Source organism: Stenotrophomonas sp. UBA7606 (assembly GCF_002477705.1).
GTDB lineage: Bacteria > Pseudomonadota > Gammaproteobacteria > Xanthomonadales > Xanthomonadaceae > Stenotrophomonas.
This window is the reverse complement of the sequence record NZ_DLJW01000126.1, coordinates 1-14,229: the sequence shown is the minus strand read 5'-3', so window position 1 is coordinate 14,229 and position 14,229 is coordinate 1. Positions and strand designations below refer to the sequence as shown.

Sequence of the window (14,229 nt, the reverse complement as noted above, 5' to 3'; positions counted from 1 at the left end):
GGCCTCCGCCGGCGTCGTCGTCATGAAAGGTGGTAACAGATGGCCGAACTGACCGATATCCAATCCCTGCTGCAGATCATGGCGCGCCTGCGTGACCCGCAGGGCGGGTGTCCGTGGGACCTGCAACAGGACTTCGCCAGCATCGCACCGTATACGGTGGAAGAAGCCTACGAAGTGGCCGACGCGATTGATCGCAATGACCTGGTGGAGCTGAAGGATGAACTCGGCGACCTGCTGCTGCAGGTGGTGTTCCACGCGCAGATGGCCAGCGAGCAGGGGGCCTTCGATTTTGGCGATGTGGTGGCCTCGATCAGCAGCAAGATGCAGCGTCGCCACCCGCATATCTTTGGCGATGCGGCGGTCAGTGGCGCCGGTGAGGTCAGCGCCAACTGGGAAGCGATCAAGCGTGCCGAGCGGGCGGCCAAAGGTGACCAGGACAACTCCGTGCTGGCCGGCATAGCCCGTGGCCTGCCGGAGTGGCAGCGCGCCACCAAACTGCAATCGCGGGCCGCGCGCAGCGGTTTCGATTGGCCCAGCGCCGCGCCGGTGCTGGACAAGCTGCGCGAGGAAGTCGACGAGGTACAGGCCGAATTCGATGCCGCCGCCGCGGGTGCCGACAACCGTCAGCGCCTGCAGGAGGAACTGGGCGACGTGTTGTTTGTCTGCGCCAACCTGGCCCGCCATGCCAAGGTCGACGTGGGCAGCGCGCTGCGCCTGGCCAACCACAAGTTCGAGCGCCGTTTTCGTGCCATGGAAGCACAGGCGCAATCGAGCGGTGGCATGCAGGCGCTGTCGCTGGAGCAGCAGGAAGCACTGTGGCAGGCGGTGAAACAGGCAGAAAAGGGCCGCGGCCAGTGAAGACCTTCGCCCTGTTCCTGGTGACCGCATTGGCGGAGATCGTCGGCTGCTACCTGCCATGGGTGTGGCTGCGCCAGCAGGGCAGCCCATGGTTGCTGCTGCCGGCCGCCGCCAGTCTGGCGTTGTTCGCCTGGTTGCTGACCCTGCACCCGACTGCCAGCGGGCGCGTCTATGCCGCCTATGGTGGCGTCTATGTCTGTGTGGCGCTGCTGTGGCTGTGGTTGGTCGATTCGGTCAAGCCCACCCGCTGGGACCTGTTGGGTGGCGCACTGTGCCTGCTGGGCATGGCCGTGATCATGTTCGCGCCCCGCAGCAGCTGAAAGCCCTATGCTGGCCGTTCCTGACGCCGGGGCCGGCCATGTCGCGTTTCAGCAGCTTCCGCCAGTTCTATCCGTTCTACCTGCAGGAGCACAGCAACGCCGTCAGCCGGCGCCTGCACTTCATCGGCAGCTGGGGCGTGCTGGGCTGCGTGTCGATGGCGCTCTGGCGTGGTCAGTGGGGCTGGTTGCTGGCCGCGCTGCTGTGCGGCTACGGTTTTGCCTGGGTGGGGCATTTCTTCTTCGAGAAGAACCGCCCGGCCACCTTCCGCCACCCCTTCTATTCATTTGCCGGTGACTGGGTGATGTTCATCGACATCCTGCGCGGGCGCGTACGCCTGTAGCGCAGCCGGCGACCTATACTCGCCAGACAGCAGACTCGGCACAGGGAGTGGGTGATGGGCGGTGGCGCAGCGGTATTGGCATTGGTCGTGGCGGTGGCAGGGATCATCATCCTGTTCAAGACGGTACGGATGGTGCCGCAGGGCTATGAATGGACGGTGGAGCGCTTCGGCAAGTACACCAGCACGATGACCCCGGGTCTGCATTTCCTGATCCCCATCGTCTACGGGGTGGGGCGCAAGGTGAACATGATGGAGCAGGTGCTGGATGTGCCCAGCCAGGACGTCATCACCAAGGACAATGCCGTGGTGCGCGTGGATGGCGTGGTGTTCTTCCAGGTGCTGGACGCGGCCAAGGCCGCCTATGAGGTCGCCAACCTGGAAGTGGCGATGATCGCCCTGGTGCAGACCAACATCCGTACCGTGATCGGCTCGATGGATCTGGATGAATCGCTGAGCCAGCGCGAGACCATCAACGCCAAGCTGCTCAATGTGGTCGACCACGCCACCAACCCCTGGGGGGTCAAGGTCACCCGCATCGAGATCAAGGACATCCAGCCACCGGCCAACCTGGTGCAGTCGATGCAGCAGCAGAAGATGGCCGAGCAGAACAAGCGTGCGGCGGTGCTTGAGGCCGAAGGTATCCGTCAGTCCGAAATTCTCCGCGCCGAGGGCCAGAAACAGTCCGCGGTGCTGGAGGCCGAGGGCCGCAAGGAAGCCGCGTTCCGCGATGCCGAGGCCCGCGAGCGGCTGGCCGAGGCCGAGGCCAAGGCGACCGCGATGGTCTCCGATGCCATCGCCAATGGCAGCGTGCAGGCCATCAACTACTTCATCGCGCAGAAGTACGTGGAAGCGTTCAGTGAGCTGGCCAGCTCGCCCAACCAGAAGCTGGTGCTGATGCCGATGGAGGCCACCGGGGTGATCAGCTCCATTGCCGGCATCTCCGAACTGGCCAAGGAAGCCTTCGCCAAGCAGGCCGACGCCAAGCCGACCACACGCGGCAACCCGCCGCCGCTGGGGCGCTGAGCCATGCGCTGGGAAGTGGTGGTATGGGCGGCGCTGGCGGTGGGGTTGTTTGCCGCCGAAGCACTGGCACCAGGTGCCTTCATGTTGTGGATGGGCATCGCCGCGGCCATCGTGTTCCTGCTGGTATGGGCATTCGAGGGCATGACGATGCTGCTGCAGGTCATCCTGTTCGTGGTGCTCAGCTTTGTTGCGATCCAGGTCTACCGCACTTGGTTCCGTCAACGCGCACGGCCCAGCGACCAGCCCTTGCTCAACCGCCGCGCCGAACAGCTGGTCGGACGCGTGCTGGAGCTGGAGCAGGCCATCATCGATGGCACCGGCCGGGCCAAGGCCGACGATGCGTTGTGGGTGGTGTCCGGGCCTGACCTGCCCAGCGGCAGCCGGGTGCGGGTGGTGGCCGTGGATGGCATGACCCTGAAGGTGCAGCCGGTCTGAACCGGCGGCGGCACTGCCGTTGTGGCAGTGCCGCAGGTTTTAACGGTAACCATCTGGGATAATGGCGGCCCCCTTTTCGTGGAACGGCCATGACCCTGCAGACCAAGCTCAACGAAACCCACCGCTCACTCGGCGCCAAGATGGTCGACTTCGGCGGTTGGGACATGCCGATCCATTATGGGTCGCAGATCGATGAGCACCACCTTGTGCGCCGCGCCGCCGGCATGTTCGACGTCAGCCACATGACCGTGGTCGACCTGAAGGGCGCGCGCACCCGCGAGTTCCTGCGCCACCTGCTGGCCAACTCCATCGACAAGCTCAAGGTCACCGGCAAGGCGTTGTACTCGTGCATGCTCAATGCGCAGGGTGGCGTCATCGATGACCTGATCGTGTATTTCCTGGGCGAGGATTTCTTCCGCATGGTGGTCAATGCCTCCACCCGCGAAAAGGACCTGGCCTGGATCCGTCAGCACGCCGCGGCGTTTGACGTGGACGTGATCGAACGCGAAGACCTGGCCATTGTCGCGGTGCAGGGACCGCAGGCGCGCGAGCTGGTGGCCGGGCTGGTGGCGGAAAGCGACCGCGCGGCACTGGCCAAGCTGGGCCGCTTTGCGGCATTGGACATCAAGGCGGCCGACGGCGTGGAGCTGTTTGTCGCGCGCACCGGGTACACCGGTGAGGACGGCTACGAAGTGCTGCTGCCGCAGGATGCGATCGTCGACTTCTGGAATGCGCTGCTCGCCGCAGGCGTGAAGCCGGCCGGCCTGGGCGCGCGCGACACGCTGCGCCTGGAAGCGGGCATGAACCTGTATGGCCAGGACATGGACGAAGCCATCAGCCCTTACGAAGCAGCGTTGGCCTGGACGGTCGCGCTGGACGATCTGGCCGATGGCACGCCGCGCGACTTCATCGGCCGCAGCGTGCTGGAAGCGCAGAAAGCCGCAGGCAATGCGCGGCAGATGATCGGCCTGGTGATGGACGAGAAGGGCGTGCTGCGCCATGGCCAGAAGGTGCTCACCGCCAATGGCGAGGGTGAGATCCTGTCCGGCACGTTCTCGCCGACCCTGGGCAAGGCGATCGCGTTTGCCCGCGTGCCGGGCGGCGAGCCGGGCGATGTGCGCGTGGACATCCGCGGCAAGGAAGTACCGGTGCGCGTGGTGAAGTTCCCGTTCGTGCGTGACGGCCAGGCACAGGCCGGTATCAATCCGTGATGCAGGACCGGGGCGGGCGCCAGCCCGCGCCCGGTTGGTTAAACTAGCAATCCTTCCCGACCACCGTTTTTTCGGAGTAGTTCCATGAGCGAGATCCCCGGCGACCTGAAGTTCCTCAAGTCCCACGAATGGGCCCGTGTTGAAGGCAGCAACCGTGTCACCGTTGGTATTTCCGATCATGCCCAGGGCCTGCTGGGCGACCTGGTCTATGTCGAGCTGCCGGCAGTGGGCGACAACATCCAGGCCGGCACCGGCGTGGCCGTGGTCGAGTCGGTCAAGGCGGCATCGGACGTCTACAGCCCGGTGTCCGGCACCGTGCTGGAAGTCAACGAAGCCCTGGCTGACAAGCCGGAAACCATCAACGAAGATGCCTACGGCGAAGGCTGGTTGTTTGTCGTGGAGCTGTCCGAACCGGAACAGTTGAATGACCTGCTCGGCCCGGACGACTATGCCGAGATGTTGGAGAACGAGGACCACTGAGTCCTGCGTTCGCAGAAAAACGGCCGCCTGGTGCGGCCGTTTTTTTATGCGTTGGTGTCAGCGTCGCGTGATGATGTGGTCGCCGGCGGGGAAGGGAACAGACAGGTCGATGCGCGCTCGATGCATGTGCCCCGTCGCGCGCGGCGCGTGTCATCGGTGCGGTTGTACACGGTGCCTGGGTGCTAAAAAGTTTGCGCAAATCGATGCTGTTGCTGGTCAAAGCTTCACCGCCAGGAAAAAAAATTCAGGGGCGGTTGTCGATGCCGGTGGCGCCTGTGGTTGGCATTGGATGCTGCCGGAGAACGATGTCCATGCGCGTGCGAGGCACGCATGCAAAAAAAAAATAGTGCGCTTTTACCGGGGATTTTTTGCATTCGTGTTTTTTTTGTTGGGGTTGTGGGCGTGTTCGATGCACATGGCAATTGCTCATGGCGGGCAGGGGCAGGCATGTCCGCCGGCCGGAGGGACGAAAAATTTTTCGTCGGAGTAGTTGACAGTAAAAAAAACCGTGATTAGGTTTCGCCCAGCAGACCTTTCCTGCGGAAGCGAGTGAGCCGGATCAACATTCAGACGCGAAGCACAACTTGGACGTCCGCCAGGATCTTCTTGATGGTGGAGCAGGACTCGCTTCCTTCCGCGAAACACCCCCCCGACTTCAAACCGGCACCCGCAGCGGGACCCGTTGCGGGTGTTTCTGTATCCGTCACGATGCGCTAGGACGCGTCGTCGGTCCTCCGCAGCCCACCGCGGATTTGTTTCAACTGGGCATTTCAATTCCATAGATCACTGACGAGGAAACATCCCATGGCCACGAAGAAAGCCGCTAAAAAGCCGGCCGCCAAGAAGGCGGTCAAGAAAGTTGCCAAGAAAGCTGCTGTGAAGAAGGTCGCCAAGAAGGCAACCGCCAAGAAGGCAGTGAAGAAGGTTGCCAAGAAGGCCGCCGTCAAGAAGACCGTGAAGAAGGCAGCTGCCAAGAAGGCAGTGAAGAAGACCGCGAAGAAGGCAGTGAAGAAGGTTGCCAAGAAGGTAGCTGCCAAGAAGACCGCGAAGAAGGCCGTAAAGAAGGTTGCCAAGAAGGCAGCGGCCAAGAAGACCGTAAAGAAGGCCGCCAAGAAGGTTGCCAAGAAGGCAACTGCCAAGAAGGCCGTGAAGAAGGTTGCCAAGAAGGCAGCTGCCAAGAAGACCGTAAAGAAGGCCGCCAAGAAGGTTGCTGCCAAGAAGCCGGCAACCAAGAAGGTTGCTGCCAAGAAGAAGCCGGCCGCTCGCAAGAAGAAGGCCGCTCCGGTTGCTCTGCCGGCAACCCCGGCGCCGCTGATCTGATCCAGCGCTAGGTAACACCTGAAACTCCTTCCCCGACTGCCCAGCGGGGAGGGAGTTTTTTTATGCGCGTTACCCGGATGGGAGCGGCGTTGGCCGCGAGGTTGGTGAGAGGTGGTCGCCGAGCGGATGCGTCGTGTCCATTGTCCTTCCCGCGTGCTGGTAGCGGTGGCGTCCTGCGCTCGCTTTCATGCGGCCCAGGCGGGGAGGGGAAGGTTGCGTCGTCCGCTTCGCGACTGGCGCCATGCCGGCATCGAAGCTATTCCGCCATTGCGATGTTGCCGGACAATTCTGCTGGGCATGGCTCCGCACTATAAATGTGGCGACGTCGATGTACTGGCCCTCCCTTTGCCGCAGGCACGCGGAGGTTGGGAGGGGGCGGTTGCGCTGTCTGTTTGGCGGCTGGCGCTACGCCTGCATCGGTGCCTTCCGTCGTTGCGATGTTGCCGACAATTCTGCCGAGCATGGCTCGGCACTACAGGGTTAGCTGATGCCGGCGCACTTGCCCTCCCTTTGCCGCAGACACGTGGAGGTTGGGAGGGGCGGTTGCGGCGTCTGCTTCGCGGCTGGTGCTACGCCTGCATTGGTGCCTTCCGTCGTTGCGATGTTGCGGACAGTTCTGCCGAGCATGGCTGGGCACTACAGGGTTGGCCGACGGCGACGTACTGGCCCTCCCTTTGCCGCAGACAAGGGGAAGGTTGGGAGGGGGGGGCCACGGTGCGCTTGGCGCACCCATGCACGCGCCTGCTCCGCCGTTGTAGTGGCCGGTTGCAGGTTGTCGAAAAGAAAGGCGGCCATTGGCCGCCTTCCGGGTAGTGCGGATACGGGACCGTCAGCTCAGCGTGGTGAGGCCACCGCACGGTCGGACGAGGCGCCCTTCTTGCCGCCACGTGCAGGCGCAGCGTCCTCGGCCATCAGGTTGTCGCTGCCGAAATCGGTGTCCACATCCAACCAACGTTGTGCAGGCAGGCCGATGGCCCGATCCAGGATGGTCGGCATCATGCCACTGGGCAGGGTGCTCTCGCCGTTCCACATGATGGCGATGCCCAGGTCGCGCTCGGGTAGCAGTGCGACCAGGCCGCGGTAGCCCTGGACAGCACCCGCGTGGAAGACCACTTGATGGCCCGAATAATCAAACACGCGCCAGCCCAGCGCATAGCCCGCCGAATCCAGTCGCTGGTGGCGCCAGCCCGAACGCATTTCGCCAGGGGTGTTGACCAGCGGCGCGTGCAGTGTGGCCAGCAGCGGCGCCGGCAACACATCCGGGCGGTGCCCGGTGTGTGCCAACAGCCATTGCGCCATGTCGCTGGCGCTGGCGTTGACGCCAGCGGCCGGTGCGACGCGGTAGTAGGTGGGCTTGGGCGTCAGCGATACCCAGCCATTGCGGCTACGCACGTGCGGGCGGGCCCAGCGTGAGCTGGCCTGGATGCCGGCCAGCCCCAGGCTGGCGTCATTCATGCCCAGCGGCTTGAGGATGCGCTTCTCCACCGCCTGCTCGTAGAAGTTGCCGGAGGCTGCGAACACCACGTCACCCACCAGGCTGAAAGCAACGTTCTGGTAGGAATAGCATTCGCCCGGTGCGCACCTGAGCGGCGCGGTGGCCAGCTTCTGGGTCAGCGTGTAGTAGTCGGCATTGGCCTCGACATCGCGGTCATAGGCATTGCTGGTCAGGCCAACGCGTTGGCTGAGCACGTCGGCCACGGTCAACTTGTTGGTTGCCTCCGGCGTAGCCAGGCGGAAGCCCGGCACGTAATCGATGACCTTGCTGTCCCAACGCAGCGTGCCATCGTTGACCAGCAGGCCGGCCATGGTGCCGGCGAAGGCCTTGGACAGCGAGGCCAGGCGGAACACCGTATGTGCGTCCACCTGCTGCGGGTTGCTGATATCGGTAACGCCGTAACCGCGCGCGGAAAGAATGCGGCCGTTCTGGACGATGGCCATGGCCATGCCGGGGACGCGGTTGCCGTAGGTCAGCTGCTCGGCCAGCGATTCGATCGCCGCGACATTGAAATCGGCGGGCAAAGGCTGCACCTGGTCCGGCCGCAGTGCGACGCGGTAGGGCATGGGCTGGGTGGGTGACTGCTGCGGGGCATTTTCCAGGTTCACCGGCAATGCCGTAGCCGCCTGCACGGTAGGCAGGCTGGCATGCGTCGGTGTCTGCGCGGTAGACGACAATGCGAAGGGCATCAATACCCCCAGCAATCCCGATGCCACCGGGCGGATGTGCCGGCGCTTGCTCTTGTCTTTCATCGTGATCGGTGCCCGTTTGCTACTGCTGGCGGTGATTCTAGCGCCGCTTTTCTCCATTGCACAAACGGCAGCAGAATGAATGGGCATCGCTTTGATATATCAGGCCTTTTCTGTGATGGATGGCGTGCTTGGTCAGACCGGGCGGCGTGCGATTCTGGCCGAGGGCGTCTTGGAGCCCGTGGAGCTGGTGGCTGGCGGGCTGACACACATCGGCCAGCATCGCAGGATCCGGCATGTCCAGGGGTTCAGTGCGGCCGCGTCGTGCCCGGATGGATCAGTTGCGCAGCCCGCTCGGCAATCATGATGGTTGGCGCATTGGTGTTGCCGCTGACCAGGGTCGGCATCACCGAAGCATCGATCACCCGCAAGCCATCGATGCCGCGCACGCGCAGCTGCGGATCGACCACGGCGGCGTCATCGCTGCCCATGCGGCAGGTGCCGACCGGGTGGTAGATGGTCTCGGCCTTGGCGCGGATGAAGGCTTCCAGCCCGGCATCGTCCAGCTGCTCGTCGGCAGGGAACAGCGGTGATTTCCGCCACGGCGCGAAGGCCGGCTGCTGCAGGATGTCGCGGCTCAGCCGCGCCGCCTCGACCATCATCTTCAGATCGAAGCCTTCGGCATCGCTCAGGTAATTGGCGTGGATGCGCGCAGGTGCGGCCGGGTCGGCGCTGGCCAGGGTGATGTGGCCGCGGCTGCGGGGGTGCAGGTAGCAGGCGTGCAGGGTGTAGCCATCGCCGGGCAGGCGGTTGCGGCCGTGGTTGTCCAGCATTGCCGGGACGAAATGGAACTGGATGTCGGCGCGCTCGTCCGGTGCGAAACGCGAGCGAACGAAGCCGCCGGCCTCGGCGACATTGCTGCTGCCGGCACCGCGATGGCCGCGCAGGAAGTAATTCAGGCCGATCATCACTTCGCTGGCGCGGTCGTAGCTGACGCCGGGCACGCTGCGGTACAGGGTGCAGATATCCAGGTGGTCCTGCAGGTTGGCGCCGACGCCGGGCTGGTCCAGCTGCACGCCGATGCCGTGCGCGCGCAGCGTAGCGGCCGGGCCAATGCCGGACAGCATCAGCAGTTGCGGTGAGTTGATCGCACCGGCGCTCAGCAGCACCTCGGCGGCGGCATGCAGTTGCTGGCGCTGCCCACCCACGCGCAGCTGTACGCCGGTAACGCGCCCTGCGTCGATCTGCAGCCGTTCCACCAGTGCGCCGGTGAGTACCTGCAGGTTGCTGCGCGTGCGCACTGGCGCCAGGTAGGCGGCCGCTGAGGAGCAACGCGCGCCGTTCTTCTGGGTGACCTGGTACAGGCCGACGCCTTCGTGGCGGGGACCGTTGAAGTCCGTGTTGTGGACATGGCCAGCTTGCAGGCCGGCGGCGATGAAGGCTTCGCTCAGCGGATTGACGTGGCGCAGGTCGGCGACCTGCAGCGGGCCGTCGGCACCGTGCAGGGCGTCGGCGCCACGTGCGTTGCCCTCGCTGTGGCGGAACCAGGGCAGCACGTTGTCCCAGTGCCAACCGCTGGCACCGGCCTGCGCCCAGCGGTCGTAGTCACCGGCCACGCCGCGCACGTAGCACATGGCGTTGATCGAGCTGGAGCCGCCCAATACCTTGCCGCGCGGCCACCACAGGCGGCGGTTGCCCAGCGCCGGCTCCGGCTCGGTGTCGTAGCTCCAGTTGAGGCGGCGGTTGTTGACCAGCCGGGCGATGCCGGCCGGCATGTGGATGAAGGGGTGCCAGTCGCGCGGCCCGGCCTCGATCAGCAGCACCCGACGCTGCGGGTCGGCGCTGAGCCGGTTGGCCAGTACGCAGCCGGCCGAACCTGCGCCGACAATGATGTAGTCGAATTCCTTCACAGCGTTCCCCCTCCCAGGTCACTCAGGATAGAACGGCACGTTGTATCCGAGTAAGCCTTGGCGCACTGGCGATGTTGCAGTGCATTAGATACCGTACGCGCTTTGTCGCCCCCGGGAGTTCCAGATGCCGCCGTCTTCCTGCTGCCCGTTGCTCCGGGGTGCCGCATGACTGCTGCCAACAGTTCCGGGCCGCTGTCGCGGCTGCTGCAGGCCCTGCGTGGCTCGCCGCCGCTGTGGTGGTCGTTCCTGTACTTCTTCTGCCTGCTCAGCGGCTACTACGTGCTGCGTCCGGTGCGCGAGGCGATGGCGGCGTCGGCGGACATGGAGGCGCTGTTCCCGCCGGCATTGATTGCCTGGTTCGCTGGCCATGGCATGCCGCTGAAGGATTTCACCCTGCAGTTCCTGTTCTCCTGCGTGTTCGTGATCATGCTGGTGCTGCAGCCGCTGTACGGCTGGCTGGTCAGCCGCTATCCGCGGCGGGTGTTCCTGCCGCTGGTCTATGGCTTTTTCATCGTCACCCTGTTCGTGTTCTACGGGATGTTCAATGCGGGCGTGCCGGGGCGGGGTGCGGCATTCTTCTTCTGGACGACCGTATTCAACCTGTTTGCGGTGGCGGTGTTCTGGAGCTTCATGGCCGACGTGTTCTCCAACGCGCAGGCGCGTGCCTTCTACGGCTACATCGGCGCGGCCGGCACGGTGGGTGCCTTCCTCGGGCCGATCATCACCAGTTCGCTGGTGCAGCGGATGGGTATCGCCAACCTGATGCTGGTTTCGGCCGGTTTCCTGTCGATCTGTCTGTTCTGCATCTGGCGGCTGCGGCCGTGGGCAGTGCAGCGTGAGCGTGAGCAGCAACTGGCGGACGGCGAGCAGCCGATGGGCGGCAGCGTGTTCGATGGTTTGAAGCTCATTGCGCGCGAGCCCTTGCTGCGCTGGCTGGCCTTGATGGTGCTGTTCGGCGTGGGCGTGGGCACCATGCTGTACAACGAGCAGGCGGCCATCGTGCGGCGGCTGATCACCGACCCCGCGGCCAGCACGGCGTTCTATTCGCGCATCGACCTGGCGGTGAACGCGCTGACCCTGATCATCCAGCTGGGCCTGACGCGCTGGTTGCTGTCGCGCTATGGCGTGGCACCGGCGCTGCTGATACCGGGCATTGCGATCATCATCGGCTTCTCGATAGCGGCGGCCTCGCCCTTGCCGGTGATGGTGGCGGTGATCCAGGTGCTGACGCGTGCCAGCGAGTTCTCGCTGGGCAAGCCGGCGCGCGAGACCATCTATACGCGGGTGGACCGGCAGTGGCGTTACAAGGCCGGTGCGGCGATCGACACGGTGGTGTACCGCGGTGGCGACCTGACCTTCGCCTGGGTGCACAAGGGCTTGTCGCTGCTGGGGTCACAGGCGGTGTTCGTGGGCGGCGCAGCGGTTGCGGTGCTGATGACGTTGTCAGCGCTGGGCGTCTTGCGGGAAGAGAAGAAGCTGCCGCAGGATCGCTGAGTTATTCCCGGCGGCGGCTGGCCGCTACCTGTCTACAGGACGATTTTCCGATGAACGTACTGGCTTTCTGCGGCGTGCTGGTGACCGCGCTGGTGGCGGCGCTGCATGTGTATTTCCTGGTGCTGGAGATGTTCCTGTGGACCCGGCCGCTGGGTCTGAAGACCTTCCGCAATACGCCGGAAAAGGCGCAGGCCACGCGGGTGCTGGCGGCCAACCAGGGGCTGTACAACGGCTTCCTGGCAGCCGGCATCATCGCCGGGCTGGTACTGGCACAGCCGGTGCTGGTGACCTTCTCGCTGCTCTGCGTAGTGGTGGCCGGCGCCTACGGGGCCTATAGCGTCAGCCCGCGCATCTTCTACGTGCAGGCGGTACCCGCAATCGCAGCGCTGCTGCTACGCACGCTGTAGTGCCGAGCCATGCTCGGCAGAGGCCTCGCCGATAGATCACCGGTAGTGCCAAGCCATGCTCGGCAGAGGCCTTGCCGATAGATCACCGGTAGTGCCGAGCCATGCTCGGCAGAAGCCTTACCGATAGATCACCGGTAGTGCCGAGCCAGCTCGGCAAGAGCGTTCCCGACAGATCACCTGTAGAGCCCCTGCCGAGCATGGCTCGGCACTACAGTGGCATTGGCGGTAATCAGCGGCTGATGTAGAGCGAGAATCCCAGCCACAACGGTACTGCGTACAGCCCCGCACCAAGCACGAACAAGGCGGTCAGCAGGTGCACACGCCAGTCATTGATGCGCAGGAAAACCAGCTGCTCGACGCTGCGGCCCAGCCAGAACAAGGCAATGAAAGCCAACACCACGTGCCCCAGCCGGGTATCGAGCAGTTCGCGGGTGAACGTCAGCGACAGCAGGCCCATTCCCAGAAAGACATAGACAAGGCGCAGGTTGAGGATCTGCATGATCGCGCGGTTGGCGGTGCCGAGCTTTGCCAGTTCATGCTTCCAGTGGAACAAACGCCAGAACGCCAGGTGGAATACGGCAAAGGCCAGGCAGTGCAGGCCGCCAATGCGCAACAGCCATTCGGCGATCTGCATGCCCTAGCGATCCGTACGACGTGGGCGTGGTGAGACCCACATGGCGATCACTGCCTGGAACACTTCCACCCCGGCCGCATCGCTGACGCGCACGCGCACCGGCAGGTCATAGCCGTGCTCGGCGCTGATGATGGGTAGCTCCGGTGTGGCCACCGCCGTCAGCACGCCCAGCGCCTTGGCCTGGTACTTCACTTCCATGCCCTTGGGGATCCAGCGCATGTCGGCAGGCAGGCTGGCATCGACCATGACCCCGCCGACCAGTTCGGCCAGGTTGCACATGGCGATCGCATGCACGGTGCCGATGTGGTTGCTGATGCGGCGGTGCTGGCGGATCACGCCTTCGCAGCGGCCCGGTTCCAGCACGGTGATCCGCGGCGAGATGCTGGCGAAATAGGGCGCCTTGAAGCACACCGCACGGGAGAACAGCCAGTTGCCGGCGGGCCAGCGGGTGCAGCGACGGTAGAGCGACAACAAAGGCGCGGTCATGGGGTAGGGCGTCCTGATATGAAAACGGCGGGCACCAGGCCCGCCGTTGTTGTTGCTGGGTAGTGGCTTACGCGGCCTGCTGCGGCTGCGGGCGCTGCTTGCCCGGCAGGTCGTAGTAGCCGGCCGAACGCAGTTCGTGCGGCTCGAAGTCGTCCACGGTGATGGTGTCCATGGTGATCTCGCGCAGCTCTTCCAGCAGCTTGCGCTCGTCCTGGGTGATCACACCTTCCGCCACCGCTTCGTCCAGCTGGATGGCGAAGGTCAGCGCTTCGATACCCTTGGTCTTCAGCGCCTTCAGGAACTTGCGCTCCACCGGCTCGGCCATGATCGCCTTGGACAGGTAGCTGTTGATGCGGCCACCCGGGTTGTTCGCGCACGGGGTCAGGAACACGCCCTGGGCCAGACGGTCACGCGCTTCGCCCGGTGCCATCAGCGTTGCCGCAACGCGACGGCTCAGGCGATCACCCGGGGCTTCGGCGCGACGGCCGAACGGGAAGATCAGCGCCCACATCAGCCAGCCGATCGGACGGATCGGGAAGTTGCGCAGTGCCGCCGACAGCGATTCCTCGATCTTGTGCACGCTGTCGTGGAAGGCCCAGGCCAGCAGCGGCTGGTCGGCCTGCGGTGCGCCTTCGTCGTGGTAACGCTTGAGCATGGCGCTGGTCATGTAGATGTGGCTGAGCACATCACCCAGGCGGCCGGACAGCGATTCCTTGAACTTGAGCTTGCCGCCCAGGGTCATCATCGAGATGTCGGCCATCAGCGCCAGGTTGGCCGAATAACGGTCCAGCTTGCGGAAGTAGCGGCGGGTGTAGGCGTCGCCCGGGGCGGCGCCGAAGCGCGCACCGGTCAGGCCGAACCACAGCGAGCGCACGGCGTTGGAAATGCCGAAGCGGACATGGCCGAACAGTGCTTGGTCGAATTCACGCAGGCCGGCCTTGCGGTCTTCGTCCTGCGCGGCCTTCATTTCCTTCAGCACCCACGGGTGGCAGAGGATGGCGCCCTGGCCGAAGATCAGCAGCGAGCGGGTCATGATGTTGGCACCTTCCACCGTGATGGCGATCGGTGCGGCCTGCCAGCTGCGGCCGGCGAAGTTGCGCGGCCCGAGGATGATGCCCTTGCCGCC

General features: G+C 64.6%; 15 protein-coding genes. 10 read left to right on the top strand and 5 right to left on the bottom strand.

What is annotated here, in order from left to right; genetic code table 11:
* The first annotated feature begins 39 nt into the window (after nt 1-39).
* From mazG to B2527_RS16435, 8 genes are all read left to right on the top strand, one after another.
* Nucleotides 40-858: a nucleoside triphosphate pyrophosphohydrolase gene (gene mazG, locus B2527_RS16470; RefSeq protein ID WP_293716173.1), complete on the top strand. Its 819-nt coding sequence runs from the start codon at nt 40-42 to the stop codon at nt 856-858.
* A complete protein-coding gene (locus B2527_RS16465) occupies nt 855-1,178 on the top strand; it encodes a YnfA family protein (RefSeq protein WP_293716170.1) in 324 nt (107 codons plus the stop codon). Before mazG ends, B2527_RS16465 begins: the two co-directional genes overlap by 4 nt.
* Nucleotides 1,179-1,216: 38 nt before the next feature.
* The gene (locus B2527_RS16460) at nt 1,217-1,519 is read left to right on the top strand and encodes a DUF962 domain-containing protein (protein WP_293716167.1); all 303 of its coding nucleotides are present in this window, start codon (nt 1,217-1,219) and stop codon (nt 1,517-1,519) included.
* Between the two features lie 54 nt (nt 1,520-1,573).
* Nucleotides 1,574-2,542 (top strand): SPFH domain-containing protein, encoded by a 969-nt coding sequence (locus B2527_RS16455; protein ID WP_293716164.1) that lies wholly within the window; start codon nt 1,574-1,576, stop codon nt 2,540-2,542.
* 3 nt (nt 2,543-2,545) lie between these two features.
* Nucleotides 2,546-2,977 carry an NfeD family protein gene (locus B2527_RS16450; RefSeq protein WP_293716161.1) on the top strand — a complete coding sequence of 144 codons (432 nt, stop codon included), beginning with the start codon at nt 2,546-2,548 and terminating at the stop codon, nt 2,975-2,977.
* Between the two features lie 89 nt (nt 2,978-3,066).
* Nucleotides 3,067-4,188 (top strand): glycine cleavage system aminomethyltransferase GcvT, encoded by a 1,122-nt coding sequence (gene gcvT / locus B2527_RS16445; protein ID WP_293716158.1) that lies wholly within the window; start codon nt 3,067-3,069, stop codon nt 4,186-4,188.
* A gap of 84 nt (nt 4,189-4,272) precedes the next feature.
* Nucleotides 4,273-4,668, top strand: coding sequence for a glycine cleavage system protein GcvH (gcvH, locus tag B2527_RS16440; protein WP_293716155.1), 396 nt, complete (start codon nt 4,273-4,275; stop codon nt 4,666-4,668).
* A gap of 804 nt (nt 4,669-5,472) precedes the next feature.
* On the top strand, nt 5,473-5,988 hold the full coding sequence (locus B2527_RS16435; RefSeq protein ID WP_293716152.1) for a hypothetical protein: 516 nt from the start codon (nt 5,473-5,475) through the stop codon (nt 5,986-5,988).
* An 834-nt stretch (nt 5,989-6,822) separates the two neighbouring features.
* On the opposite strand, the gene B2527_RS16430 is transcribed toward B2527_RS16435, so the two are convergent.
* Nucleotides 6,823-8,235 carry a serine hydrolase domain-containing protein gene (locus B2527_RS16430; RefSeq protein ID WP_293716149.1) on the bottom strand — a complete coding sequence of 471 codons (1,413 nt, stop codon included), beginning with the start codon at nt 8,233-8,235 and terminating at the stop codon, nt 6,823-6,825.
* Nucleotides 8,236-8,480: 245 nt separating this feature from the next.
* Complete coding sequence (locus B2527_RS16425) at nt 8,481-10,082, bottom strand: GMC family oxidoreductase (RefSeq protein WP_293716146.1); 1,602 nt, start codon at nt 10,080-10,082, stop codon at nt 8,481-8,483.
* A gap of 165 nt (nt 10,083-10,247) precedes the next feature.
* Between B2527_RS16425 and B2527_RS16420 the strand changes: the two genes are divergently transcribed.
* A complete protein-coding gene (locus B2527_RS16420; protein ID WP_293716143.1) occupies nt 10,248-11,576 on the top strand; it encodes an NTP/NDP exchange transporter in 1,329 nt (442 codons plus the stop codon).
* 50 nt (nt 11,577-11,626) lie between these two features.
* Nucleotides 11,627-11,983 carry a DUF1304 domain-containing protein gene (locus tag B2527_RS16415; protein ID WP_293716140.1) on the top strand — a complete coding sequence of 119 codons (357 nt, stop codon included), beginning with the start codon at nt 11,627-11,629 and terminating at the stop codon, nt 11,981-11,983.
* Between the two features lie 229 nt (nt 11,984-12,212).
* Here B2527_RS16415 and B2527_RS16410 read toward each other — a convergent pair whose 3' ends face one another.
* The 3 genes from B2527_RS16410 to B2527_RS16400 all read right to left on the bottom strand — a co-directional run.
* Complete coding sequence (locus B2527_RS16410; RefSeq protein WP_293716137.1) at nt 12,213-12,617, bottom strand: hypothetical protein; 405 nt, start codon at nt 12,615-12,617, stop codon at nt 12,213-12,215.
* 3 nt (nt 12,618-12,620) lie between these two features.
* Entirely contained in the window at nt 12,621-13,103 is a 483-nt protein-coding gene (locus tag B2527_RS16405; RefSeq protein WP_293716134.1) for a hotdog fold domain-containing protein, read from the bottom strand.
* A 67-nt stretch (nt 13,104-13,170) separates the two neighbouring features.
* Nucleotides 13,171-14,229 (bottom strand): acyl-CoA dehydrogenase domain-containing protein (locus tag B2527_RS16400; protein ID WP_293716131.1); only part of this gene is annotated, 1,059 nt, incomplete at its 5' end.